Source organism: Pontibacter anaerobius, assembly GCF_026241195.1.
GTDB lineage: Bacteria > Bacteroidota > Bacteroidia > Cytophagales > Hymenobacteraceae > Pontibacter > Pontibacter anaerobius.
Map to the genome: position 1 here is coordinate 1 of NZ_JAPFQO010000017.1, position 25,721 is coordinate 25,721.

Consider the following 25,721-nt stretch of genomic DNA (forward strand, 5'->3'; position numbering starts at 1 on the left):
GTTATGGTTGGGAAATGACAAAGTCAAGAGCATAACTTCGGCAGGTGGCTCTTTTACAGAGGGTTGCCCGGCAATAGAGAGGCCAATGATAGGATTGGTTTTTCTTTTGATGGTGGCCAGCCCGGAGCCTGACGCCTCTGGCAACGTCGCTAATAGCCCGCCATTAACGGCATTGCCGCCGGCTAAAGCGCCACTCGAGAAGGAGTTTAAAAGGAGAAAATAACCCAACCATCCGGGTTGCTTTTCCCTTATTTTTACATCGCAGTGCCGGGAGAAAATAGGGAAAAACAACCCCGGCCAACACACCCTAGCAAACACCCTCGCAAGCCTGACAAGCCAAAGCGTCTGCTAGACCATTTCGTTGATGGTAATCAAGAAGTATGAATGATTGAGTTGAGAGATAATGAAAACAAGAAATTGAAATCATCAGAGTGGAAAACTGTTTCAGCCATTGGTTTGATTTTCAGCTTTGGTTACTGCATCTCGATTATCAATAGCGATTGGCTTTCATTTCTTGGAGGAATAATAAGTATAATTAGCGGCTTTGTTTACTTTCTCTCTTTATTGGCTGTACTTGTAATTTCAGCATTAAAATGGAGAAAGATGAGATTATCATTGTTGCTCCTAAATCTAATTATAGTTGGGGCATTTTCACTTATATACTTGTATCGTGACGGATACTTTTTTGGCAAGATGAAATTAGAAGCTGAATTTATTAGTGACTTTGGAAGAAATGACTTAACCCTTTGGCAAGAACACTATAGATTAACCTCATCGGGAATGTTAAGCAGCAAAAGTTACTTTGGTAAGTATATTCTAAGAGGAGACACTATAATTCTTGACGGTGGAAAAGATTCATTTGTACCAAAAGAAATGGTAATCAAGGGTAATAAAATTCTTTTCACAAGAAATAAGAATCAAAGAGAGGAATATAGCTTCGAAATTATAGAAAATTAAAAATTACATTGCCCAACAAGGCACAGGCATCATGTTCGGCCAATGCCTCACCCACTGCCTGTCCGAAACCGTTAGCCAAGATAGCAAAGTATGAATGACAATTTGAAGTCAATAAGAACAGTGGGAATAGTGCTTATTGTAGTCTCATCTCTTATTATCATATCCAGCCTTATTGGATTATTTTACCTGGTGGACCTTATAGCTGAGGGAGCGAGTGAATTTGAAGAAGTACCATATGAGAGTCATATGCTTTCCTACGCAAAGCCTGTCGCTGTCGTATCTTTAGCTTTAGGCTTGGGATTCTTTGTTGCAGGAATTTTCATCACGCTCTATAAAAATTGGGCAAGAGTCTTAGCGCAAGTTTTCGCAGTGCTCTACTTGATTAGCCTCTGGTATCAGGCAATTTTCATTGCTCCCTACAACCCTTTTGACAAAGGAGAGTTTGGTGTAGAGCAAGCGTTCGGAGCTTTATTATGGTCTTTTCCTATCGTTCTGCTTATTAGGTATTTGAGCAGAGAAAAAGTAAAAAACCACTTTGCCTAACCCAATACATAAGCTATGCTACGCATCGCTCGCTTTATGTACTAATCCGAAATCTATGACTAAAACAAGCGCTTTGCTCTAAATATTGTTCAATCTCACCTCATAAGGCGTTCCCCTCTTGACGACGGCCACTGCCTGGTGCAGCAGCTTGTTCCTGACAGCGTTCAGGACGCTCATCTTGCTCTTGCCTTCCCCGACTTTCCGCTCGAAGTAGGTCCTCATCTCCCCGTTGTTGCGGATACTGCTCAGGGCCGCCATGTGCAGCACCTGCTTTAGTTCTTTGTTGGCGAACTTCGACACACCCGTCTTGCCCATCACGCTCGTGCCGCTGCGGTACTCAAAGGGAGCCACCCCGCAGTAGCAGGCCAGCTTGCGCCCGTCCTCCATCCTGGAGAAGCCCTGGGTGTAGACCAACAGCGAGATGGCAAGTACTTTTCCCACGCCTTTGACGCTTGTCAGCAGGTCATACTTCCGCTTCAGCTCACCGTCCTTTGCGATGAACTGCTGCATCTTTTCCTCTACCTGCTCCTTGCTCTTCTCTAAGCCCCTGATGGCTTTCCTGTTGACCTGCTCCAGCGTTTTGCCAGACACAGGGTCTATCTGCAGCAGCTCCTTGATGGTGCCCTTGATGCTTTTGAGCGCCTTGATGAGCCTGTTTCTGCTTGCCTGCAAATCCTTCAGCCTTTCCAGCGTCACGCCCGAGAGCGAGAGGCACTGGGCCTCCTGCTGGTGCAGAAGGGCATAGCGGGCGATCCTTTGCGCGTCCACCTTGTCATCCTTTCCCCTGACCATGCCAATGCTCCTTTTTATCTGCAGGGCGCTCTCCAGCCACACGTTTACCTCTCTTGCCAGCAGGTAGTGCACTAGCTGCCTTGTGTACTTGCCCGTGTGCTCCATGCAGCAGAGGGTGTCAGATCCCGCCTCGCATCCCTACTGCTTCATCCAGGCCTTCATCCGCTGGAAGCCCTCTCTGTTGTTGTTGAACTTCTGGTGATGCAGGACACCATCGCCTCTTCTGACCAGGCACACGTCCAGGCTGTCCTTGGACACATCGATGCCCAGGATAAAAGGGGAGACTTGCGGTTGCATTGGCTTTTCCATATCTTTTAGCATTAGTTAAGGCTAGCTGCGAATCGAAACCTTTATCGTGGGCCCAAAGTCCCTAAAATCTATATGACTCCTCGCCTGCAATTAAAAGTAAAAGCAGCCAGACTGATTCGGACTGTAGGAATTTCGCCTTGTTAGCGAGTAGTTCACTGGCTGCTCTTCAGGTATAGGTAGAAGTTACTTCAATACCTGGTAATAGGAAAGTATAGCTATTAGAAAAATGATATAGCGCTAATCTAAAGGTTAGGTGTAATAAAAATTAAAAAATGAAGGACAACCAAATCAGTCTTGAAGAGTTGAAGTCGTGGTTCTCCGATGTATGGAATATTATAGTCGATATTCATATTTCCATCAATAATATGGAGAGGTTATGGGTTGACAAATATGAGTATGAAGAGCAAATTAAAAGACATGGGTTCTTTCAGCACCATTGGTACCAGTTAAAGTTTATCTCAATAATCCAGTTCTACAAGCTGATAAAGGACACTGAAGAAAGAAGCTTTACTAAAGTCTGTAATAAGCTGATTAATAACAAATACACTCCTGACTTAAAGAACCATTTAAACATACTATCAAATACATCTACTTTGGTTTGTAAGGACAGAGCTGAATTAAAGTCCTTTGCAAGCCAACTAAAATCATCATTTGATGATAAGGCTGAATTGATAAGTAAAGTAATTGAGCTTAGAAATAACATCTATGCTCATAAAGGCACAGATAACCAAGTAAAAGCTGTAACCTTGGATGAACTAAAAGAGCTATGTGATTTTCTTACCAATGCATTTAATGATTTTTGGCTTAAAACCTTCTTCCAACAGGCTTACATCACGGCTGAAGACTGGAATATAAATTACGTTTTATTCCACTGTAATGAGTCTATGGAATGGGATGAGAAGGAGAGAATAAGAAAAATTACCAAAACCTAACACGGCAAAGGCTTTAAGCTTCGGCTGATGCCTTGCTCATAGCCTGTACGAGAACGTTGATTGTAACAAAAACCATCAAGTGAAGAAAATTATTCTCTCAGTATTAGCCATACTTACTATCTTTCTGCCCCTGCCCCAAGTATAACCTCCTATACTTTCCCTGGCCCAATGGCAGCACTTACTTGTTAGATATGTGGTATTCCAAACCAATAGAAGAGGTTATTGCCGAACTCAGCCCCGACCCCGCACGCGGACTATCGGAAGAGGAAGCGAAAGCCAGGCTGCAAAAGTATGGCCCCAACACGCTGAAAGAGAAAAAGAGGAAAAGTGTCTTCCAACTGTTTATTGAGCAGTTGCAGGACTGGCTTATCTATGTGTTGCTAGTGGCCGTGGTAATCACCCTGTTCATGGGCGAGTATATCGACAGCATCATTATTATGGCAGTGGTTATACTGAATGCCGTACTTGGCGTGGTGCAGGAGGTAAAGGCCGGCAATGCCATCGAGGCGCTCCAGAAAATATCCTCCCCTAAAGCCTTGGTACGTCGCGAGGGCATTGTAAAGGAAATAGATACCGAAAATATCGTGCCCGGCGACATCCTCATACTTGATACCGGCAGGTATGTTGCAGCCGATGCCCGCTTGCTTGATGCACCCAACCTGCAGGTAGAGGAATCATCGCTTACCGGAGAGTCTGTGCCCACGGCTAAAGACGCGACAGCGCTCCTGGAGTCGCAAATTCCCCTTGGCGACCGGAGTAACTCTGTTTTCATGTCCACGCTGGTTACCTATGGCCGGGGCACCGCGCTTGTGGTGGCAACCGGCATGCAAACCGAGGTGGGCAAGATCGCCAGCATCATCGGCGAAGAGGTGGAGCCCAAAACTCCGCTAGAGGAACGCCTGGACCATCTGGGCAAAATGCTGGGCAAGCTGGCCATTGGTATCTGCGTGCTCATTTTTGTGGTGGCCTTGCTGCAGGGCCGCGACCTGGCCGAAATGTTTCTGATCTCGGTATCGCTGGCGGTGGCGTCCATTCCAGAAGGCCTGGCCGCCATTGTGGCCATCGTGCTCTCGATCGGCGTTACCAGCATGTCAAAACGCAACGCCATTATACGGCGGCTTCCGGCCGTGGAAACGCTTGGCTCCGTCAATATCGTTTGCTCCGATAAAACCGGCACCCTCACCCAGAACAAGATGAAGGTGGTGAAATACTTTAACCTGGACGGTGAGGTAACGGTAGAGCACGGGGAGCAAAACACAGCCTCCGCTGATGCTACGTTGCTGGCAAAGGCATTCATCCTCTGTTCAGACGCCACTTATGACACCGATAAGGAGGAAGGCACCGGCGACCCGACAGAGATAGCCCTACTGATGCTGGGGGATGACCTGGGCCTAGATCGGGAGGCCCTTTCCGCCACAAGCAAACGCCAAAATGAGTACGCTTTCGACTCGGAGCGCAAGCTCATGTCAACCCTGATAGAGGAGGACGGCCACTACACCGTTTATACCAAGGGCGCTATCGACAACCTGCTGACCATCTGCACCCACACCCGGGAGAAGGGACAGGTGGTGCCACTTACCGAGGAGCACAGGCAGCGATATGTAAACGCCACGGAAAGTATGTCGGGACAGGCACTGCGTACCCTGGGGGTGGCTTACAGGCCCGTTGATGCAGTGATAGCTCCTCAGGAAATGGAGAAAGACCTCATCCTGCTGGGGCTGGCAGGAATGATAGACCCTCCCCGGGAGGAAGTAAAGGCTTCTGTGGACAAGGCCCGGAACGCCGGCATCACCTCCATCATGATCACAGGCGACCATAAGAACACCGCCTATGCCATTGCCCGCGAGCTGGGTATAACCGACAACCCCGGGCAGGTAACTACTGGCCAGGAGGTTGATGAGTTGCCAAAGGAAGTCTTTCGCGACAGGGTAAATAACTTTCGTGTATTTGCCCGGGTATCTCCGGAGCACAAGGTCAAGATAGTGCATGCGCTCAAGTCTAATGGCAATATTGTGTCGATGACCGGGGATGGCGTAAACGATGCCCCCTCGCTACAGGCTGCCGACATTGGCGTGGCCATGGGCATCACCGGTACCGACGTAGCCAAAGGCGCCTCCGACATGATCCTGACCGATGATAACTTTGCTACCATTGTCTCTGCCATAGAGCAGGGAAGAAATATTTACAACAACATCCGCAAGGCGGTGCTCTTTCTGCTAACCTGTAACCTGGGTGAGGTGGTGGCCATGTTCATCACGCTGTTTATAGGCTGGGAGGCACCGCTGATAGCTACGCAACTGCTGTGGATAAACCTGCTGACGGACACTTTGCCCGCCATTGCCCTGGGTATGGACCCCTCCGATCCTGACGTGATGAAGCAGCAACCGCGCGCTCCCGACGAGAGCTTTTTTGCAGGTGGCGCAGGCATGCGTGCCATTGGGGGCGGCCTGCTCATCGGGGGGTTAACGATTTTCGGTTTCTGGTATGGCTACTATGAACACGGCTTCAGCCCCTTCGATGATGCCGTACCGGTAGAAACGCTGGAGAATGCCAGGACCATCGCGTTCATGACATTAGTGGCATGCCAATTATACTACTCGCTGGCCCTGCGCCACCCTACTAAATCCATTTTCCAGGTCGGGGTTTTCTCTAACAGGTTCCTGATTGGTGCTATTGTGTTGGGTCTGCTGCTGCAGTTGGTGATTATTGGTGTGCCCGTTATGCAGCAGGCGTTTAACCTGCAGATGCTGGATTTCAGGGGTTGGGTAACAGTGATTATACTTGGGGTGGTACCGCTCGTGCTTAATGAACTGTTTAAAGTATACCTGCGAGCGAGGGAATGAGGTAGAGAGGGTAAGGTTTATACATTGTAGTTGATGCTTACTTTGACTTGAAGCAAGCTATCCTTTTCTGCTACCGATTATCCTCAGTCTTACTTGTCTAATGTTGCATCTCCGGCTTTGGTGCCCTCAAGGCCGGGAGGCCTCGTCTTCCCGCATCGCGCTGTGTCCCCTCATGCGCCGGGGGCGCTGCCCTTCGGGCACCTGATCTCACAAGGCGCTCAACGTGAAGACTGCGATCAGTTTTCGATAGCCACGGCTGACGAAGCTTCGGCAGAACTCCCCTCCTTGGTCAAGGAGGGGCAGGGGTGGTTGGATAATTCCCCTCTTCGGAGTGGATAGGGGAAAGAAAATCTTATGCAGGAAAACTATCCTGTACCCTTAAATACCTACACCACCTGCCCTATCCCAAACAAAAGCACGAACAGTAGCGTGGTCATCGCCATTTGTTTTAGGTATGGATCCAGCTCTTTACTGGTTTGCTTGCGCCACACATTAAGGCCGTTTACCACAACCAGCGGCAGCGCAAGTATAAACAGGAACTGCCAGGGGCTCTCATAGTTCAGCAGCACATAGCCGAAGGCACTGAGCACACCGCCGGCCAGCAGCAGCAGATGGTATACGCGAGCCCTTTTCGGGCCCAGGCGCACAGGTATAGAGCGCTTGCCGGCCAGGGTATCCGAGCTAATGTCGCGGATGTTGTTTACGTTGAGCACCGCCGTGGAGAAGAAGCCGCAGATAAGCGCCGGAAGTATAACCAGTGGCTGCAGTGCCTGCGCCTGCAGAAAATAAGTGCCCAGCACGCCCACCAGTCCGAAGAAAACAAACACGAAAATATCGCCCAGGCCGGCGTAGCCGTAGGGCTTGTCGCCGGCTGTGTAGTTGATAGCCGCCCAGATGGAAGCCAGCCCCAGCACCAGGAACGCCAAAAACAGCAGCAAGCCCTCTGCGCCGAAGGCAACCCAAAGCAACAGCAACCCAGACACCAGCGAGAGAAGGCTGAATACAGCCATGCCCTTTTTCATGTGCTCCGCCTGGATGTGTCCCGCCTGCACTGCCCGCATCGGCCCCTCGCGGTGCTCGCTATCGGCGCCGTGCTTCGAGTCGCCGTAGTCGTTGGCCAGGTTGGAGAGTATCTGCAGAAACAGCGTGGTGAGCACGCAAAGGCCAACCACCGTGGCGTCGAATACGCCGTTGGCGGCCGCCATAAAGCCGCCCATGCCAATGCAGGATAGCGCCAGCGGAAGGGTACGTGGCCTAAAAGCCGAAATCCAGGCCTTCACCAGACCTGGATTTTGGGTATTTGTGTGTTGTGATGTATTCAAAGTATAAAAACTAAATTCCGGCACAGGCAAACGACTGCGCCACGCAAAATCACTGTTATACTTACTGCTTGATGGCGGTTAGCAATTCCTCATCCATCGGTTTTACTTTGGATGGATAAAAAGCCATCACCTTGCCGTTTTCGTCTACGAGGTACTTGCAGAAGTTCCAGCCTGGCTCCTCGTTGTTCGGGGCATTCTGCGACAGCCAGGTATAAAGCGGGTGCTGGTCCTCCCCTTTTACAGAGATTTTATCGAACATCTGGAAGGTGACGCCATAGTTCTTCTGGCAGAAAGTGGCGATCTCCTCGTTAGAGCCTGGCTCCTGCCCCCCGAAGTTGTTAGCCGGGAAGCCAAGTATAACCACTTCGTTGCCATGCGTTTCGTGCAGCTTCTGAAGGCCTTCGTACTGCGGGGTGTAGCCGCATTCCGAGGCGGTGTTCACCAGCAGCACCTTTTTGCCTTTATACTTTGAAAAGTCAATCTCCTGCCCATCTAGCGACTCCATCTTGAAAGTATAGAAGTCGCTTGTAGTTGTTGCATTGTTTGCTGTTTCTGTAGCCATAGTTTCCGTTGATTTGGTTGCTTGATTTGGCTCTTTGCAGGCAACAAATGTTACCGCAGCGGCCATCATACTTAGGAAAGCAATTCTCTTGTTCATTTAGGTTTGATTAACTTTTCAGTAACAGCAGTCTATACTTTTTGTTTTGGAATCTGTGTTTGTATAAAGCAGAGACGCAATATTTTGCGTCTCTGCCTGTGCACGCCGCATTTACGCTATCGCTATACCTGCGTTATGTGCAGAAATTCCATCAATCAATTTAATCTTTTAAATCACCGGTCTTACATACGCTCCGGCACCTCGATGCCCAATAGCTTCATGCTTTCGCGCACAAAGCGGGCCACCATGGCCGACAGGGCGATACGGAAGCTACGGGCCTGCTCATCCGTCTCGTTGAAGATGGAGATCTCCTGGTAGAAACGGTTATAGGCCTTGGCCAGCTCGTAGGCGTAGTTGGCGATTACAGAAGGCGCGTACAGGTTGCCCGCCTCTCTCACCACCGCCGGGAAGTTCACCAACTGCGTGATTACCTCCTGCTCCACCTCGTGCAGGTTCTCAAAGTTATCGAAGGAGGCTGGCTCATATTTAATGCCCATCTCCCCGGCCTTGCGAAGTATGGCCGAGATACGGGCGTGCGTGTACTGCACAAACGGGCCTGTGTTGCCACGGAAGTCAATAGACTCCTGCGGGTTAAAGAGCATGCGCTTCTTCGGGTCCACTTTCAGCAGGAAGTACTTCAGAGCGCCCATGGCCAAGGTATGGTACAGCTCCTGTGCCTGCTCCGGCGTGAAGCCCTCTATCTTACCCAACTCCTCGGTTTGCTGACGGGCCGTGTCGATCATCTCCTGCACCAGCTCATCGGCATCCACCACCGTACCCTCACGCGACTTCATCTTGCCCGAAGGTAGGTCCACCATGCCGTAAGACAGGTGGTAAATGCCCTCCGCGTAAGGTTTGCCCAGCTTTTTCAGGGCCGCTTTCAGCACCTGGAAGTGGTAGTTCTGCTCGTCGGCCACCACGTACACCGACTGGTCGTACGGGAAGTCGTCATACTTGAGTTGGGCCGTGCCCAGGTCCTGCGTAATGTACACGGAGGTTCCATCGCCGCGCAGCAACAATTTCTCGTCTAGGCCTTCACCGGTCAGGTCTACCCACACAGAGCCGTTCTCCTTCTTAAAGAACACCTCTTTCAGCAGGCCTTCCTCTACCAGCTCCTTGCCTAAAGTATAGGTTCCGGACTCGTAGTAGAATTTATCGAAATCCACACCGATGGTGCGGTAGGTCTCATCAAAACCGGCGTACACCCAGCTGTTCATGGTTTTCCAAAGGCTCACCACGTGCGCGTCGCCCTGCTCCCACTTCAGCAGCATATCCTGCGCCTCCAGCATCCAAGGGGCTTTCTTCTTAGCCTCCTCCTTGTCCATACCCTGCTCCACCAGCGCATCGATCTGCTCTTTGTAGGCCCTGTCAAACAGCACATAGTACTTGCCCACCAAATGGTCGCCCTTCAGGCCGCTGGTCTCCGGGGTCTCGTCATGGCCCAGCTTCTCATAAGCCAGCATCGATTTACAGATGTGGATGCCGCGGTCATTCACCAGGTTCACCTTCATCACCTCATGCCCGTTGGCTTTCAGGATCTCAGCTACAGAGTAGCCCAGGAAGTTGTTGCGCAGGTGACCCAGGTGCAGCGGCTTGTTAGTGTTTGGCGAGGAGTACTCCACCATCACGTTGCGACCGCTCGGCTCGGCATGGCCATAAGTTGCATCCGCCATCATGCCACGGAACAATCGCAGCCACTCCCGCTCCTCCACCTCCAGGTTCAGGAAGCCCTTCACCACGTTAAAGTCTTTGATTTCTTTTGCGTGCTCTTTCAGGTACTCGCCCAGCGCCTGGCCTATCTGCTCAGGGCCCTTGCCCACCTGCTTGGTGTAGGGGAAGGTAACGAAGGTAAACGAGCCGGCAAACTCCTTGCGGGTAGGTTGCAGCGCTATGGAAGAGGCATCAACAGTGATTCCGAACAAGGCATGCAGCGCCTGGCTGATGCTTTGGCTAATGGCGTTTTGTAATTGCATTACTGTATGGCTGTACTTTTAGATTCTCGGTGTAAAATGGCTTCGGTGGCGGCTTCCAGTATATCGAAGGCGTTCTCGGCCATGGTATTTTCGGTGTCCAGTGTCGGGTTGATCTCTGTCATCTCGTAACACACCACGCGTGGGTCCTGCAACAGCAGATAATTAAGCTCCTTGGCCTGCGTTACGGTGAGCCCGGTTTCCACAGGGGTGCCGGTACCTTTGGAGAACTTGGAGTCAAGGCTGTCTACGTCGAACGAGACATAGATGATATCGCAGTCCTTCAGGCGGTCGAGCGCCTCCTGGGCTACCTGCGGGATTCCTTTCTTGTTCACCTCGTCGTAAGTAAAGTTCTTGATGCCATTTTTGGCGATGAAGAAATCCTCCGGCTCCTCGGTGTCGCGCACCACAATGTATACCAGGTGCTCCGGCTTCAGCTTAGGCCCGTCAAAACCCAGTTTCTTAAGCGAGTTCCAGAAGAAAACGGTTTCCGGTGCCGGGTCGTTGATCTGGCGCTCCAGGTTATCCACGTTTAGGGCCATGGCCAGCGGCATGCCATGCACATTGCCCGACGGCGAAGTATAAGGCGAGTGGATATCGGCATGCGCGTCGATCCAGATTACGCCCAAAGTTTTATCCGGATAGGCGGCTTTTATACCAGCAATGGTTCCGTGTGCGTTAGAATGATCACCGGCCAGCACCAGCGGGAACATGCCCATGTTAATGGTTTGCTCTACGGTGTTGGCAATGTTCTTTTGCACGGTCAGGATGCTGTCGATGCGGTGTGCGTTCGGGAAGACATCCTTATCAAACAAAGTATAGTTCAGATCTGGTACGCTGACAGAGTTAAACCGTTTGAAGTAGTCAGAACCTTTGTCCCAGCAGGCTACGCGCAACGCTTCTATCCCCATGCTGGCCCCTCGGGTTCCGGCCCCCAGCTCAGACCTGACTTCTATCAGTTTTACTTTTTTCATAGATTTAGAACAAACTTTTTGCAAAGATGGTAAAATACGATCAATATTGCATGTTTTCTTAATTCCCCCCAACCAACAGAATGGATAAATACACTGATCTGATCCACCAAACATTCGATTTCCCTACTGAAGAATTTACGGTAGAAAACAATGAGTTGCTGTTTAATGGGATTCCGTTAATGGATATCATTAAGCAATACGGCACTCCGCTAAAACTGACTTACCTGCCTAAGATTGGCTCGCAGATACAGAAGGCCAAGCGCCTGTTCAACGAAAGTATGCAAAAGCTTGATTACAAAGGCACTTATACTTACTGCTACTGCACCAAGGCCTCTCACTTCTCTTTTGTGATGGAGGAGGCCCTGAAAAACGGCGTGCACATCGAGACTTCGTCAGGGTATGACATGGAGATCATTAAGGCGCTCTACAAGAAGGGTAAGATCGATAAGAATACCTACATTGTGTGCAACGGCTTTAAGCGCGAGCGCTACCGCCAGCACATAACGGAGCACATTAACAACGGCTTCGTGAACTGTATGCCGATTCTCGACCACCTGGGCGAGATAGACTACTACAAGGAGCACGTGAAGGTGAAGGCCAAGGTGGGCATTCGCCTGGCCTCAGACGAAGAGCCGAAGTTTGAGTTTTATACGTCGCGCCTGGGTGTGCGCTACAACGATGTGATCGACCTGTATGAGCAGCAGATAAAGCCGGACGACAGGTTTGAGCTGAAGATGCTGCACTACTTCATCAACACAGGCATTAAGGATACCTCCTACTACTGGTCGGAGCTTAGCCGCTTCGTGCACAAGTATGCCGAGGTGAAGAAAGTGTGCCCTGAGCTGGACACGATCGACATCGGCGGTGGCTTTCCGATCAAAACCTCCATCCAGGCGGAGTACGACTACCGCTACATGACCGAGGAGATCCTGCGCACCATCAAGCGCATCTGTAATGAGGAGGGCGTGCCGGAGCCGAACATCTTCACGGAGTTTGGCATCTTTACCGTGGGCGAGAGCGCGGCCAATATCTACTCTATACTTGACGAGAAGCTGCAGAACGATAAGGAGCTGTGGTACATGATTGATGGCTCGTTTATCACGAACCTGCCGGATGCCTGGGCCCTGAACCAGCGCTGGCCTTTATTGGCAGTGAATCATTGGGACAAGGAATACCGTAAGATACAAATAGGCGGAATGACCTGCGATAGCCAGGATTATTACAATTCGGAAATGCACTCTTTCCAGGTATTCCTGCCAAAGATCCCGAAAGGTGAGCCGCTATACATTGGCTTCTTCCACACGGGTGCTTACCAGGAGCAGCTGAGCGGCTACGGCGGCATCAAACACTGCCTGATTCCATCGCCACAACATATTCTGATCGATAAAGACGAGAATGGTGAGCTAAAAACCTGGCAGTTCGCCCCGGAGCAAACCAGCGAAGCGATGATGAAAATCCTGGGATACGAAGTATAGGCAGCTCCCTATATTTTTGAAACTCTTTTTTTGCTTTTAAAGTATTTATACTATTTTTGGTTCTAAATCCTTCAACATATACTATCATGAAGAAAGTTATTCTATTAGGTAGCTTGTGCCTGGCAATGGGCATGGCCTCTTGCAAAACGTATTGCCCGGCGTACAACTACGCAACCGTAGAGACTCCGGCACAGGAAAAAGCAGCAGTAACTGCATCAGCTAATGAAGTGGCTACTGAGAAAGCCGTTATCTAACACTCCCCCACGCTTAAAGACTAAACCATACATATAAAACCGGCCTTGAGTCGGTTTTTTTGTTTTTGTGGGCCCCGGTGTTCTTGCCAAAGTACAGTTTTATACTTTGGTGAAAAGGGTTAAAAGTACACCTCAGCCTGCAGCTTAGGCGATACCACTTTATTGGTCCCAAAGCTAATGGTTTGCAGCGTAGGCAGCTCGGCTAATTCATGCGTGAAGTCTTCCTCTTCTACCCGTGATAGCAGCTGTTCCCCATCGGTTCTGCACTCCTCGTACGCCTTTTTATACTTTGCCTTGCCAGCGGACAAGTTATAGTCGAAACTGGAAACATACTCGCAGGGCTTGCCATAATAGCTGGTGACGCCGATCAGGTAAAACGCACCATGCTGAAATCTATACTTATGGATTTCGCTCCACTTCCAGCTACTCCCGCCGGAGTGGTAGATATTCAGTACACCATTTATTATTTCCACTAGCCCAAAAGGGTCTCTCATCATGCCACCCTCCTCACTCTTCAATATAGCATTTTCAGAGGCTTGCCATACTTCCCAGTCTTCGCCTTTCTTTTTGTAGATGTGTAACACACGTACGTAGCCTTCATCCGTTTCCCGATCTGTGTTATAAACAACCACCTTCTCCGGTATGCCGTCCCTGTCCAGGTCGCCGGCTGCTTCCCCGATTATCTCCAGGTTTTTATACTTTTCAGAAAGGTTACCAGCAGCAGCTACCTGTGCATGGCTGGGGAGGCTGCTGGACAGGAGGCAGCAGCAAAGAGGAAGTATAAACCTGTTCATACTTTCTTTGAGAGTTTTGCAGCTTTTTGGGCAAGCCGCTGGTCTATACATTGCTTATTCTCGACGGTAATTTCAGAACCTTCTGCCAGCATTACCGATGCCGGCTCCTGGTTGTTCAGGAAGCTAAAACCTTGGCCGTATACTTCCCCAAAATCAACCGTAATAGTATAATCCAGCACAGTGTAGGCATTCCACCTTGGGTGCGTCACCTCGTACTCGTTTGTCCTGGTGTCGCTAACCCTGGCGTAGCCCCAGTAGTGCTCGGTTATAAACTCTGTTTCGCTGCCTGTGGCAATCGCTGTGGCCTCTTTGCTTGCCCTAACGCTAAAAGTCTGCCACCGGGAGTTATTTCTCCAGCTGTACGCCACCAGCCGCTCGCCCTCCGTTTCCTCCCAACGGTGCTTCATGGGCATCGTCTCGTAGTTCTCGTTGTAGATGGTGTTGGCCACGAAGGTTAAGGCCGGCTTCGGCACAATCTCCTTGATGAACACCACGCCCCGCTTCCACTCGCCCCGCTCCAGCCGCTTTACATAAAACCGCAGGTTCACCTCCTCAAAATTCACATGGAACGGGATTCTGCAGTTCAGCAAACGGGTGTTCACAAACATAAAGCCCACCAGGCTCGCATAGCACCTACCGTTCCAGAGGTCCAGTTCGGTGCCGTACGGGAGGTATCCGGCTAAGAGCGAAGGATCCACTTTATAGTTTGCAATCGCCAGCTTTCGCCATTCTGCTTTCAGGAAGCTCATAGGTTTGTGCTAAGTGTTATCTGGATAATTAGTAATTAGCTGCTAGAGCCTTTGCTTTAAACTGTTGCCTGTTTTCCTGCTGTTTTCTGTTGGTTCAGACTTTTCTCGGTGTGGGAGACGTCAATCACAAGCTGCAAACGACGCTACGCCGAATATGGAGCAGGTGCCGTGTGCTACTTGTTGTGGTTCTTTGCTTCTTTAACATAGAAATCAACAAGCTTCTTCGATTCGTCGGTTGTTAAAATACAGCCATACATTGTTTGTGTCTGCGGAAGCTCTGCGTATATTGTTTTGATTCTGTTTTCTATCTCAGTTTTATACTTCTCAAGTTTTATGGGTTTCCTATAGTAATATTCAGCAGCTGTCAGCCTTGTTGCTGGGTTTTTACTGTAGAGTAACATGAGGTAATCTTCGGGGGTAAGCTTGCTTTGCACAAAATTGAAGGCGGCTCTGTTATCTAGTATACTTGAAGCTTCTCCACCACGAAGCCCATAAACTACTCCAGAGAATGGGGTCATAAGATAAGCCAAAGCTCTTGTGGATGGCTCTCTGGTAAAGTTATCCAGTGGTTTCGCCATTTCTTTAAAGTTGAAGTACAGGTCTTGAGCCTTATCGTTCTCGTCGAACCGGTAAAGGGCAGAGTAAAGTCTCTTGTACCTTTGCGTTAACCTGCCATCCCTAGGCATTTGAGGACTGAGCCTATAGCTTACCAACTTATCCTGAAAGTAAATTAGTTGATAAAATACAGTTACATAACCTTTGCCCATACTTCCTTCAATTGAAAAGTAACCAAAACCTAAGTCATCCCTTAGTTTCTTATCAGGTTGTAAGTATGCTTCTATCTTGAGCGGGTTCGCTTTGTAAGCTGTTATATAGCTGGAAATGAAAACAGAATCTTCCTTTACCCAAGACTCTTCTATTTTATCATCTTGAGCATATACCATAGGGATTGCAAGCAGAAGGGCAAATATTAAGAAGAGTGTTTTCATAAGTTGTAGTGCAACGGTGTTTGTGCAGCCGATGGGCGAAGCGAAGACGAGCATAAGTTCTGCGCCTTGTTGGCGGCTGCTATTCTTATTTTACATGAACCAGATGTACACCGTCATTTCTTTTTTATTTGAGTCAATGATAGAAAGAGTATAATCTCTTGGGTCATTTTCATCTATTTCAAGTTTGTAATACCCCTTCTCTATATCAGCAATGCCTTCTGGTATGAAGAGCTCAGAAGATTTTTCCAGAACGGGCAGAGCATTGTAGTTTTTTTCAGTTGCCTGACGAACAAGCTCGCTTAGCTGCTTGTTTGTAAGTTTGGCTTTGACATGTGTTGTTCCGTCTCCGTTTAGTGCCCAGTCATCTTGAAGCATTACAAACTTTATACCTTCTGGCATTTTTAGACCACTTACAAGTCTTGCAACCTTTATAGGAGTTCGTGGAGGTAAAGAATCAGGATAGAAGGTATAGCCTACAAGCAGAAGACATCCTATAAAAATCAATATCCTGTATCTCTTCTTCATTCTATAATTATAAGTTACCGCCAAATTACTATATAACAGTAATACCTACTCCTACTATCAGCACTATGTGGCGAGTTATACTTGTCAGTTTAGCTACTCTCTGGCACTAAGTAAGTATAGCTAAAACATCAGAAGATTCCTATACTTCTACAGCCGCCTTGGCAAGTATAAACTGCGCCGCCTCCCACAAATCTGTCAGCTGCCATACATGCGCGCCAGATTCATACTTATCGCCCACCAAAATGCCTTTCACCCCCACTTTTCAGGCCGCTTCCAGGTCGCGCAGGGAGTCGCCTACCATCCAGCTTTGGGTAGGGTCTATGTTATAGTTATTCACACCTTCAAACTTATTAAAGCTTCGAAGTCAGTTATAAATACCTTACTATATAATTATATACTTTACTTAAAGGCCAAAAGTCTAAGATCTAATCAACACTTATTTAAATAATTGATTTACATATAGTTAAAGCCTATACAGATCATCATATTTAGTACAAAATGTTATATCAAATCAGCATCAAATACTTATTATTTTAATTAAATAAAAAACAATATTACTACAATAACATCAAGTAAAGCATGAACTACTTGTAGAGTTACTCTCCGGCTTGTTTGATCATATTTTTTACGATTAATTTCAGAACATCGCTTCAATGAATAATGTGGGCAGTATACTTAAAACCATTGGCCTGCATATCCTCTTCTGGATACTGATCGTCCTGTACTTTGCCTGGGGGTTTGGGTTAGGTATTGATCCTATGAAATCCATTTACAATGCTCTATTCTTTCTTCCGGGCCATATAATCATGGTCTATAGCCTGCTGTATTTTTTAGTACCTAGATTCCTTTTGCATAGAAAATACTGGCAATTCTTTTTAGGAGTAATAATCTTAGTCGCTCTTTGCGGAGCATACACCGTTGTAGCACAGCTTTCAGTTCTCTCAGATCCACGGCTTCAGGGGGCAAGTTTTTCAGTAGGCAGGAATATCCTGCCCTTCGTTCACGTTGCCGGTATTGCTACCTCTATCAAACTTCTTAAATACTGGTATGTGCAAAGAAGGCAAACCTTGGAGGCAGAACAGCAGCGAACGGTTGCCGAGCTTAAACTGTTGAAGGCCCAGCTTCACCCCCATTTTCTGTTCAACACACTCAATAACCTTTATTCGCATACGCTTGAGTTTTCACCTAAATCACCGGAAATCGTTTTAAAGCTATCTGAGTTGCTAAGGTTTATGATTTATGAAAGCAACTCCCCCAGAATCGCATTGGCAAAAGAGATAGACCTGCTGCTGCATTATATCTCCCTGGAAAAGCTGCGTTATGGCGATAGGCTGGAAATATCGGTAAGCATTACGGGAGATACAGAAAGATATCAGATAGCGCCGCTTTTGCTGCTCCCTTTTCTCGAAAACGCATTCAAACACGGAACAAGCAAACAGATCGATCAATGCTGGATAAGCTTAGATCTCGCACTAGAGGACTCAGTCATGAATTTTAAGCTTATCAATAGTATTGACCCACTAGAAGAGGCAAATCCGGCGGCTCCCGGTGGGCTTGGCCTGCGAAATGTAATGAAGAGGCTTGAAATTCTGTACAAGGGAAAGTATAAACTGGATATCCAGAAACTGGAGGAGGTTTACGTGATAAACCTTGTGCTTCAATTAGAACTGCTTGAAGAGCAATATGCAGATCAGTTACAATTAGTTAGAACAGTTTAACCATGGCTTGCAGATGTATCATTGTTGATGATGAACCCCCGGCAATTAAGGTTCTTAAAAAATTTATCGAATCGGTTCCGCAATTGGAAGTCTCTGGGACATGTAAAAATGCTTTTGAAGCATTGAACCTGCTTTCGAAGGAGAGAGTTGACCTGATCTTTCTGGACATACACATGCCAAAACTTATAGGCACGGAACTGCTCAGAACATTATCCCATCCTCCAAAAGTAATTTTTACTACGGCGCATAAGGACTTTGCCATTGAAGCTTTCGAGCTTGACGCGGTTGATTATCTGCTTAAGCCCATATCTTTTGAGAGGTTTCTAAAAGCAGTCAATAAGGCACTTCAGCTCAACTATTCTTTACCCGAACCTGCTGCTTCCGCGGTCAGTTTTGTTTATTTCAGGGCCGACAGAAAAATGATCAAAGTCTTCCTGAAGGATATACAGTATATCGAGAGCTTCAAGGATTATGTAGTTATACATATGGAGGACGCACCGGAACTGAGGGTTAAGATTACCCTGAACCATGTGGAAGAAATGTTGCCCGGAAACCAGTTTCTAAGGATCCACAGGTCTTATATCGTTTCGGTTGATAAAATCACAGCCTTCACTAAAACCGATGTGGAGATCGGCAGGATAGAATTACCAATTGGAAAAAGCTTTACCAATGCATTCCTGAAACTAACTCCAAACAATTCAAATTTACCAGATGGTGTGGCTGAAAGGTGAATTCGGAATGGTATAAAACAGGTTAATCTTTGGTAATAGTCACTTTTAACTCAGCTCCGAATGTGGTTTCAGTAGGAGCAGTAGTGATGAACTCATAATTCCCTCTGCCCAAAAGGTTGTTAATATAGGCTCCCAGGTTAAAGCGTTTTGTAAGCTGATAGTTTCCATTCATACTTAAGAAGAAGCCGCCCAACTGCCCATAATTCCATTGTGTTCCTACCCTCTGGCCTTCAATAACTGAGGTGCCGTTGAAAATGGTTTCAGGACTTGTTGCGGCCGACACGTTTCTGCCGGAGAAGAAATCATACTTCTGAACCCAGCGGGTAAATAGAGTGCCGTAAAATTTTCTGTATTTCACATTAATCGCCGAACTGATTTTATGCTTTGGTGTATTTACAGATAGGTCGTTATCTGTCACTTTCCCATCCTGATTCCCATCGTTTTGCATATCATTTTTATCCAGTCTATAATCAAAATAAGAGTAGTTTAAAGTAAGATTGTAGTAGTTTGAAAAGTAGTAATTCAGGCCTATATCAAATCCGTAAGTTTCAACCTCTCCAAAATTAACATTCGTGTTTATCACAGCCCCTGCAGGTAGTCTTCCGGGTGCCACGCCATGAGTAAAATCACTTATGGGCCTGTTTCCACGATGAGTTACCACGGGTCCACCTGAAGTTCCCATTGGCACAATATTAAAGACCGGACTGATCATATTTTTTGACCAGTTGTAATAGGCGTCTGTATCCAGGAATAATTTCCGATCAAGTAGAATTGTCTTATAACCCACCTCCAGCGTTTTAATCTTTTCTGGCCGGATTGGGTCTATTTTCGAACCATCAGAAAGGGTAAAACCGTCACTATTGCCTAATACCACACCACCACCCAAGCTCATATGCGTGTTAATGAGTGTTGGTGTAGAATACCCTTCGCCATAAGTTAATCTCAAAGTACCTGGTTTAGAAGTATAAAGCACACCTGCTTTGGGCAGGAAATTAAAGCCATACAAACTATGCTCATCGCCTCGTGCTGTTAACAGAAACTCAAGGCCGGTTTTCTCTGGTTTATAACTTATCTGCCCGTATAAACCGAATTGTTCTAACTCTATGGCTCCATCCCCATCGAGCAGATACGTGTTGTTACTAAACGCATGCTCCTTTTGATATTGCGCCCCTGCCACAACGTCAAAATTCTTCCAAGAGTAATTACCTTGCACCTCGGCGTTATTTCTGTACGAATCCTCTTCAATGCTGGCTTTTTGAGGTCCGGCCAAGGAGTTCTGTAAAGCCTCTTCCGGAGATTGGCTCTGATTGATCAAAGTATAATAATTAGTCGTACGGGTTAGAAGGTTTACAGATCTGTCCAGTTTGATCCACGTCCTGTAAAACTGGCCGTACCAATGGGGAGATTTATAGGTTACCTGCAGACTCGAATTGTTCCAGTCTTTCAGGTTATTCCTTCCGGCATTGCCAACCGAAATACTGTTACTCAGATTAAGTGCATAGTTCAATCCAAATTCTGTGTTGGGCCTTGGCTTAAAGTATAAACCGAGCAGCGTTTTAAAAAACGACACGTCCCTGTCTACGCCAACTTCAGCTTTGCCCACAAACTCGCCTGGTGTAGAAGAAGCGAGATAAACCGAATCAGTCCATTTTTCCTCTGCTCCCCGCAGATATTCGGTAGTAACTTTATAAGCCCATTTATCTTTTATGGCGTTGGCATGGCGTAGTCTTAAGTTATAGTAAATATTAGAACCAGCCCCAATCACAGCTTCTGTGCCTTTATACTTGAATGGCGATTTTGAAACAGTATAGAATACACCGTTCAGGCTATTCGGGCCATACAGCGCAGAGGACGGACCTAGCACAATCTCTACTTTTTCTATGTCTTCTTTTATGAATGGGCTCAAAGGACCAACAGGCGTCCGTATTCTAACATGAGCTATCCGATTATCATCCAGGATAAGCATTTTTTGGTTAAATGCTGAGTTAAACCCTCTTATACTTATACTGCCCCAGAAATTCCCGATCCTGCTAAAATCAACTCCCTTTTGTAAGGCAAATAGTTCCTCCGGGCTTCCTGTTATATTTTCAAATTGTGAGGCCGTAATAATATCAACGGTAGCTGGTGCCTTGGTAATTTTTTCCTGTATTCTGGAACTGGAAATTACGATTTCATCAATCACTTCATTGGAGTGCTGTAATACGATTTTTCCTAAATCTGAAACTTGATCGGTGACAGTAACGGGTAAGATCTGAGTTGCAAAGCCAATAGCTGAAACCTGGACCTGGTATTCTCCCGCTTTAAGTGTTATCAGGAAATACCCGTCGGAATTGGATATTTGTCCTCTGTTAACAGATTCAATGTAAATAGTCGCGTTGGGAACTGCGATGCCGAACTTATCCACTACCTGACCTGTAAAGCCACTTTCTCCATGCAATGTTGTCTGTACAGCGCCGAGTAAAAGCAAAAATAAGTAAACTGTTTTCATAGTAGTATTTCTTAGGCTGAGCAACTAATCAAAAACTCAAAGGTTGAGCACTTTATTCAATACGATTTTCAAACAAAATAATTCTATTTAATAATATAATAGTCACAAATTATACTTTGTAATTTATTAATATAAACTCTGGAAGAGTTAGTGGTTTTAAATAGCAATAGTCCGGCCTTTAGAAGGCCGGACTATCATAGAAAAGCACTAAAATTTAAAGCACCTTTTTAAGTTCTCTCAAATTGTTCTGGTAAACGTATTCTCCAAGCTCTTTTCCCTGTCTTTCGCCTACTACTACAGCGTGTCTAAAATGATAACCTATATAGATTCTGGATATAGCGTTCTCATAGGCCATTTGCGAGAAGCTGCTAAGGTGGCGTTCAACTCCAGGACGACGGTAGGGGCTGGTAACATACATATTAACATGGTCAGTTTTAAAATAGGATTTAAAAACCGCTGCGGCAGCACCTCCGGCATAAGCGTGCGTAGAAGGGAACTCCGCTGTTGGTGGAGTAGGGAAACTAGATTTCCAGTTAGTATCTCCCACGGTAGCATCAACCCCGTCAACGTCTCCGGCTCTGATAGCTGAAACTGGTCTCCAGAATTTGTAGTAAGCCTTTCCCTCAAAAGATGCTATATAGGCGTCAACTACAGCCATTTCAACAAGACCTAGTAACCTTGCAGCTTCCCAACCATCCAGTTTTCTGTCCTCAATTAAGGCTCTGGCCATCCTATTCATGGAACTTGCGTTACTCTCAATCCAGAAGACGCCAATCTCGGTTTGTTCTTCAGTTCTTAAAGGACAATCATCACAGCCAAGGGACTTGACCTCATTATAATCGGCCAGATATTCACTGGAATTTAAAGGATACGGTGCTTCATCCCTGAACTGATCTCCTGATCGTATACCGAAAGGGGTAAGTTCCCCCATATTGGGAGCGTAGGCCATATTTATGAAGGGCTCAAAATTAGCCTGATATTCTCCCGGTGCAGTACCCCCAGCATATGGCACAAAGCTTAGCTCGAAATCATTTGCCCTTTTGGCCAGTACGGCTGCTGCTGCGGCTTTGCCAATAGTAATGCCCTGGGTTTTGAGGTCTGAATCTTCAATACTGGCAAGAACCTCGTTTAATTTTGCATCGGCGGCGGCTGTGGACCCTGAAACAAGCTGGGCAAACATATCCCGCGCTGCCTGCGAAACGGCAGCATCGGCAATAGCATGAATGTTCTTCTTTGAAACATCCCCGGCATCGACTCCTGAATTGTCAAGTGCGTAGGTCTCGTATTTGGGAACTACATTGTTTAAAGCATCATGCATCGCCAACGTGACCATGGCATAGATCTTAGCCTCCGCTGGCAGTGGCATGCTATTATCGATAGTTTGACTCAGAAACTCGTTCCATTGAAGAACGACCTCACTGCTGTAGGAGTTAATCATGCCGTTGTTAAAGTTCTGCACACCCTGAACATCGGCTGACATTGCAGGACTTACATCGATGGAGTCGAGTTCATCCTTTTCGCATGATCCCAGGCTCACAAGAAGCAAAAGACCACTTAAAATTTTAATAGCTGTTTTCATAACCTTGATTAATTTGATTTAACCAAATCTAACATGAAAAACAGATCGTAAATTTTATCGTCGGTATAGGGCGGTTTCTATAAGCTAAACAATCGATTAACGTCGACTAAGGCGTTGAAGATGAGTCACAATTTCAATCATAATCCTGGTAAAATTGCCTATACTTGAAATGATATGCTATTGTGAAAAGGCGCCTTAGGCGAAGAGCAAGATCAGAATTATAGCTAATAGTTACTGCTCAGATAGTATAAACTGCGCCGCCTCCCACAAATCTGTCAGCTGCCATACATGCGCGCCGGGCTCATACTTATCGCCCACCAAAATGCCTTTCACCCCCACTTTTCCGGCCGCTTCCAGGTCGCGGAGGGAGTCGCCCACCATCCAGCTTTGGTCGGGGTCTATGTTATACTTAGCAATAGCACGTTCCAGCATCAGGCTGTCGGGTTTGCGCGAGAGGGAGGCCGAGTAATTGGGGTGGCCGGGTGCCATGTAGTGGGCGTCGATCAGGGACTCGCAGGAGCCCTGCAGCTTTTGGTGGCAGGCCAGCACATCCGATTTTTGGTACAATCCTTTGGCCACGCCCCCCTGGTTTGTAACCACTATCAGCAGATAGCCGTTCTTCTTCAACAACCTAAGCGCCTCAGGCACACGGGGCAGCACTTCAAAATCTTCCAAAGCATACGTATAGTCGCCTCGTTCGCGGTTCAACACGCCGTCGCGGTCCAGAAAAACGCACTTTTGCTGCTGCATGTGGTATAGTTTGTGTGGGTGAGGCGCTAATTTACACATTAAAACGTTTAAGAAAGTAAGCCTTAGCCTCGGCCAAGGCTGGCCAGCCACTTAAATAGAGGCATCATAGTATAAAAATTAACAGGAACAGCAGCAGATGAGAGTAGCGATTATTGGAGCGGGGATTTCGGGGTTGGCGCTGGCCTATTACCTACAAAAACTGGGCATACCTTACGACCTTTTCGAGTCTGGCAGCCAGGTGGGTGGCAACATCCGTTCTGTTCAGGAGGGTGATTACCTGCTGGAGCTTGGCCCTAATGCTACCCAATTTTCGCAGGAGCTGGATGAGCTGGTACGCGAGTTGAAGCTAGAGCAGGAGTTGCTACCAGCCACCGGCAACAGCCTAAACCACTTTGTGCTGCGCGATGGCTCCTATCAACAACTGCCGCTTACGCCTTTCTCGCTGCTCTCCAGCAAGTGCTTCTCCTGGAAAACCCGTTACCGCATTCTGCAGGAAAAAAACGTACCGCCTGCCGGACATGACTACGAAACAGTGTCCCAGTTTTTTGAGCGGCGCTTTGGCCCCGGCGTGCTGCAATATGCCGTGAACCCGTTTATAGCAGGCTTGTATGCCGGCGACCCGGATAAGTTGCTGATCCGGAAAACTTTTCCGCGCCTGAAGGAGCTGGAGATGGAACATGGCTCCGTACTGAAGGGGCTGGCGCTCCACAGCAGAACACACGACCGGCAGCAACCCATCTCATTTATAAACGGCATGCAAACCCTGCCAAACGCTATTGCCGACAAGTTGATCTCGCTGCACACCGAGCACCGCGTGGTAATGGTTACCCGCAGCCAGGGCAAGTACATTGTAAGCTGCTCCACCCCCACCGATACCGACGCCGAGGAATACGACATGCTGGTGCTGGCGCTCCCTGCCTACAAAGCCGCGGACCTGCTGCATTATACTTTTCCGGGTATGGCGGCCGCCCTGCAAAACATCCACTACCCTCCCCTGTCGGTGGTGCACACGGCCTACAACCGCCGCGACGTAAACAACCCGCTTGATGGCTTCGGGGCGATGCACCCGAAGGCCGAAGATGCCTTTACCGCACGCTCTATCTGGAGCAGTTCGGTTTTCGGTGGCCGCTGCCGCCCTCACGAGGTGCTGTTCACGACATTTGTGGGCGGGGCGCAGTCGGAGCATCACGCCCTCACGGACCGCGAGCAACTGCTGCAGCAAGTGCATGAGGAGCTGAAAGAGCTTCACGGCATATCAGCCGACAAGCCTAATTTCCAGTACGCACACCTCTGGAAGCACTCCATGCCGCAGTACGACATCCACATTGAGGACGCACATGAAATGGCACTTAACCTGGAAACAGAAGGAATGCATATCGCCGCCAACTGGCATGCCGGTGTTTCTGTTCCGAGCTGCATCCGGCATGCCAAAGAGCTCGCCTGTAAAATTAATTCAGAAAGGGCTCATGCCAAGAATAGCTGATTAGCTATCTTTGAGGCATGAAAGATGCGTTGGTGATCATCCCAACTTATAACGAAAGGGAAAACATAGAGGCGATGGTGCGCAAGGTGATGTCCTTACCGCACCCGTTCGAACTGTTGATCATAGATGACGGCTCCCCAGACGGGACCGCTGCTATCGTGCGCCAACTGCAACTGGAGTTCCCAGGCCGCCTGCACCTCGAAACCCGCCAGGGCAAACTAGGCCTGGGCACAGCTTATATTCACGGCTTTAAGTATGCGCTGCGAAACGGCTATAAGTTTATTTTCGAGATGGATGCCGACTTCTCGCACAACCCCGAGGACTTACTCCGCCTGTACGATGCCTGCGCCAAAGAAGGGTATGACATGGCTATTGGCAGCCGCTATGTACAGGGCGTAAATGTGGTAAACTGGCCCATGAATCGGGTGCTGATGTCGTGGTTTGCCAGCTGGTACGTGCGCCTGGTTACCGGCATGCCCATCCACGACACCACCGCCGGCTTTAAGTGCTACCGCCGCAAGGTGCTCGAAACCATTCAGCTCGACGAGATCCGGTTTGTGGGCTATGCCTTCCAGATCGAGATGAAGTTTCTGGCCTACAAGTATGGCTTTAAGATTAAAGAAGTACCCATCATCTTCACCGACCGCACCAAGGGCGTATCCAAAATGTCGTCGGGCATCTTTAAAGAGGCTGTGCTAGGGGTGATCAAGATGAAGCTGAACAGTTACTTTCGCCACTTCGACCGCTACTAACACTGAATAATTATACCCTTTCCCTGGCCTGCAAAGTATGGATGACTATTGCTGGCTGGCCATGCCGCTCTACCGGTTAAAATTGCTCTGCTACAGCCACTCCGGCAGACTATCCAAGCAATTCTTGTTTTCCT

General features: G+C 47.8%; 24 protein-coding genes and 1 pseudogene. 10 read left to right on the forward strand and 15 right to left on the reverse strand.

What is annotated here, in order from left to right; translation table 11 throughout:
- Positions 1-228: hypothetical protein (locus OO017_RS19505; protein ID WP_266054388.1), on the reverse strand; the 228-nt coding region annotated here is incomplete at its 3' end.
- 156 nt (positions 229-384) lie between these two features.
- Here OO017_RS19505 and OO017_RS19510 point away from each other — a divergent pair.
- Positions 385-957 carry a hypothetical protein gene (locus tag OO017_RS19510; protein WP_266054389.1) on the forward strand — a complete coding sequence of 191 codons (573 nt, stop codon included), beginning with the start codon at positions 385-387 and terminating at the stop codon, positions 955-957.
- Positions 958-1,047: 90 nt separating this feature from the next.
- A complete protein-coding gene (locus OO017_RS19515) occupies positions 1,048-1,500 on the forward strand; it encodes a hypothetical protein (protein WP_266054390.1) in 453 nt (150 codons plus the stop codon).
- 78 nt (positions 1,501-1,578) lie between these two features.
- On the opposite strand, the gene OO017_RS19520 is transcribed toward OO017_RS19515, so the two are convergent.
- The 3 genes and pseudogenes from OO017_RS19520 to OO017_RS19530 form a co-directional block, all read right to left on the reverse strand.
- A complete protein-coding gene (locus tag OO017_RS19520) occupies positions 1,579-2,010 on the reverse strand; it encodes a transposase (RefSeq protein WP_266054427.1) in 432 nt (143 codons plus the stop codon).
- Between the two features lie 102 nt (positions 2,011-2,112).
- A pseudogene (locus tag OO017_RS19525) lies at positions 2,113-2,403 on the reverse strand (IS110 family transposase); the annotation flags it as partial.
- A 27-nt stretch (positions 2,404-2,430) separates the two neighbouring features.
- On the reverse strand, positions 2,431-2,601 hold the full coding sequence (locus OO017_RS19530) for a hypothetical protein (RefSeq protein WP_266054391.1): 171 nt from the start codon (positions 2,599-2,601) through the stop codon (positions 2,431-2,433).
- A 272-nt stretch (positions 2,602-2,873) separates the two neighbouring features.
- Between OO017_RS19530 and OO017_RS19535 the strand changes: the two genes are divergently transcribed.
- Positions 2,874-3,533 (forward strand): AbiU2 domain-containing protein, encoded by a 660-nt coding sequence (locus tag OO017_RS19535; RefSeq protein WP_266054392.1) that lies wholly within the window; start codon positions 2,874-2,876, stop codon positions 3,531-3,533.
- Between the two features lie 191 nt (positions 3,534-3,724).
- Positions 3,725-6,376 (forward strand): cation-translocating P-type ATPase, encoded by a 2,652-nt coding sequence (locus OO017_RS19540; RefSeq protein WP_266054393.1) that lies wholly within the window; start codon positions 3,725-3,727, stop codon positions 6,374-6,376.
- A 386-nt stretch (positions 6,377-6,762) separates the two neighbouring features.
- Here the strand turns inward: OO017_RS19540 and OO017_RS19545 are convergent, their stop codons facing one another.
- The 4 genes from OO017_RS19545 to rocF all read right to left on the reverse strand — a co-directional run bounded on the left by OO017_RS19545 (position 6,763) and on the right by rocF (position 11,300).
- On the reverse strand, positions 6,763-7,698 hold the full coding sequence (locus OO017_RS19545; protein ID WP_266054394.1) for a 1,4-dihydroxy-2-naphthoate polyprenyltransferase: 936 nt from the start codon (positions 7,696-7,698) through the stop codon (positions 6,763-6,765).
- Positions 7,699-7,759: 61 nt separating this feature from the next.
- Positions 7,760-8,356, reverse strand: a complete 597-nt coding sequence (locus tag OO017_RS19550; RefSeq protein ID WP_439651335.1) for a glutathione peroxidase — start codon at positions 8,354-8,356, stop codon at positions 7,760-7,762.
- A 182-nt stretch (positions 8,357-8,538) separates the two neighbouring features.
- Positions 8,539-10,329, reverse strand: coding sequence for an arginine--tRNA ligase (gene argS, locus OO017_RS19555; RefSeq protein WP_266054395.1), 1,791 nt, complete (start codon positions 10,327-10,329; stop codon positions 8,539-8,541).
- The gene (gene rocF, locus OO017_RS19560; RefSeq protein ID WP_266054396.1) at positions 10,329-11,300 is read right to left on the reverse strand and encodes an arginase; all 972 of its coding nucleotides are present in this window, start codon (positions 11,298-11,300) and stop codon (positions 10,329-10,331) included. Before rocF ends, argS begins: the two co-directional genes overlap by 1 nt.
- A gap of 80 nt (positions 11,301-11,380) precedes the next feature.
- Here rocF and OO017_RS19565 point away from each other — a divergent pair, with 80 nt between their 5' ends.
- Together OO017_RS19565 and OO017_RS19570 are read left to right on the forward strand one after the other, a co-directional pair.
- Entirely contained in the window at positions 11,381-12,775 is a 1,395-nt protein-coding gene (locus tag OO017_RS19565) for a type III PLP-dependent enzyme domain-containing protein (protein ID WP_266054397.1), read from the forward strand.
- Between the two features lie 86 nt (positions 12,776-12,861).
- Entirely contained in the window at positions 12,862-13,029 is a 168-nt protein-coding gene (locus OO017_RS19570; protein WP_266054398.1) for a hypothetical protein, read from the forward strand.
- A gap of 119 nt (positions 13,030-13,148) precedes the next feature.
- Here OO017_RS19570 and OO017_RS19575 read toward each other — a convergent pair whose 3' ends face one another.
- From OO017_RS19575 to OO017_RS19590, 4 genes are all read right to left on the reverse strand, one after another.
- Entirely contained in the window at positions 13,149-13,823 is a 675-nt protein-coding gene (locus OO017_RS19575) for a hypothetical protein (RefSeq protein WP_266054399.1), read from the reverse strand.
- Positions 13,820-14,572 (reverse strand): YqjF family protein, encoded by a 753-nt coding sequence (locus OO017_RS19580; RefSeq protein ID WP_266054400.1) that lies wholly within the window; start codon positions 14,570-14,572, stop codon positions 13,820-13,822. The genes OO017_RS19575 and OO017_RS19580 overlap by 4 nt, the downstream gene beginning before the upstream one ends.
- A gap of 173 nt (positions 14,573-14,745) precedes the next feature.
- On the reverse strand, positions 14,746-15,561 hold the full coding sequence (locus OO017_RS19585; protein ID WP_266054401.1) for a hypothetical protein: 816 nt from the start codon (positions 15,559-15,561) through the stop codon (positions 14,746-14,748).
- Positions 15,562-15,651: 90 nt separating this feature from the next.
- On the reverse strand, positions 15,652-16,086 hold the full coding sequence (locus OO017_RS19590) for a hypothetical protein (protein WP_266054402.1): 435 nt from the start codon (positions 16,084-16,086) through the stop codon (positions 15,652-15,654).
- Between the two features lie 653 nt (positions 16,087-16,739).
- On the opposite strand from OO017_RS19590, the gene OO017_RS19595 reads away from it, so the two are divergent.
- Both OO017_RS19595 and OO017_RS19600 read left to right on the forward strand, forming a co-directional pair.
- Complete coding sequence (locus tag OO017_RS19595) at positions 16,740-17,804, forward strand: sensor histidine kinase (protein WP_266054403.1); 1,065 nt, start codon at positions 16,740-16,742, stop codon at positions 17,802-17,804.
- A 2-nt stretch (positions 17,805-17,806) separates the two neighbouring features.
- Complete coding sequence (locus OO017_RS19600) at positions 17,807-18,535, forward strand: LytR/AlgR family response regulator transcription factor (RefSeq protein ID WP_266054404.1); 729 nt, start codon at positions 17,807-17,809, stop codon at positions 18,533-18,535.
- 22 nt (positions 18,536-18,557) lie between these two features.
- Here OO017_RS19600 and OO017_RS19605 read toward each other — a convergent pair whose 3' ends face one another.
- The 3 genes from OO017_RS19605 to OO017_RS19615 form a co-directional block, all read right to left on the reverse strand.
- Entirely contained in the window at positions 18,558-21,023 is a 2,466-nt protein-coding gene (locus OO017_RS19605) for a TonB-dependent receptor (protein ID WP_266054405.1), read from the reverse strand.
- Positions 21,024-21,237: 214 nt separating this feature from the next.
- Positions 21,238-22,602 carry a vanadium-dependent haloperoxidase gene (locus tag OO017_RS19610; protein WP_266054406.1) on the reverse strand — a complete coding sequence of 455 codons (1,365 nt, stop codon included), beginning with the start codon at positions 22,600-22,602 and terminating at the stop codon, positions 21,238-21,240.
- 231 nt (positions 22,603-22,833) lie between these two features.
- Entirely contained in the window at positions 22,834-23,352 is a 519-nt protein-coding gene (locus OO017_RS19615) for a D-glycero-alpha-D-manno-heptose-1,7-bisphosphate 7-phosphatase (protein WP_266054407.1), read from the reverse strand.
- A gap of 136 nt (positions 23,353-23,488) precedes the next feature.
- On the opposite strand from OO017_RS19615, the gene hemG reads away from it, so the two are divergent.
- Together hemG and OO017_RS19625 are read left to right on the forward strand one after the other, a co-directional pair.
- A complete protein-coding gene (gene hemG, locus OO017_RS19620) occupies positions 23,489-24,835 on the forward strand; it encodes a protoporphyrinogen oxidase (RefSeq protein ID WP_266054408.1) in 1,347 nt (448 codons plus the stop codon).
- A gap of 17 nt (positions 24,836-24,852) precedes the next feature.
- Positions 24,853-25,587, forward strand: coding sequence for a polyprenol monophosphomannose synthase (locus OO017_RS19625; protein ID WP_266054409.1), 735 nt, complete (start codon positions 24,853-24,855; stop codon positions 25,585-25,587).
- Positions 25,588-25,721: the final 134 nt, after the last annotated feature.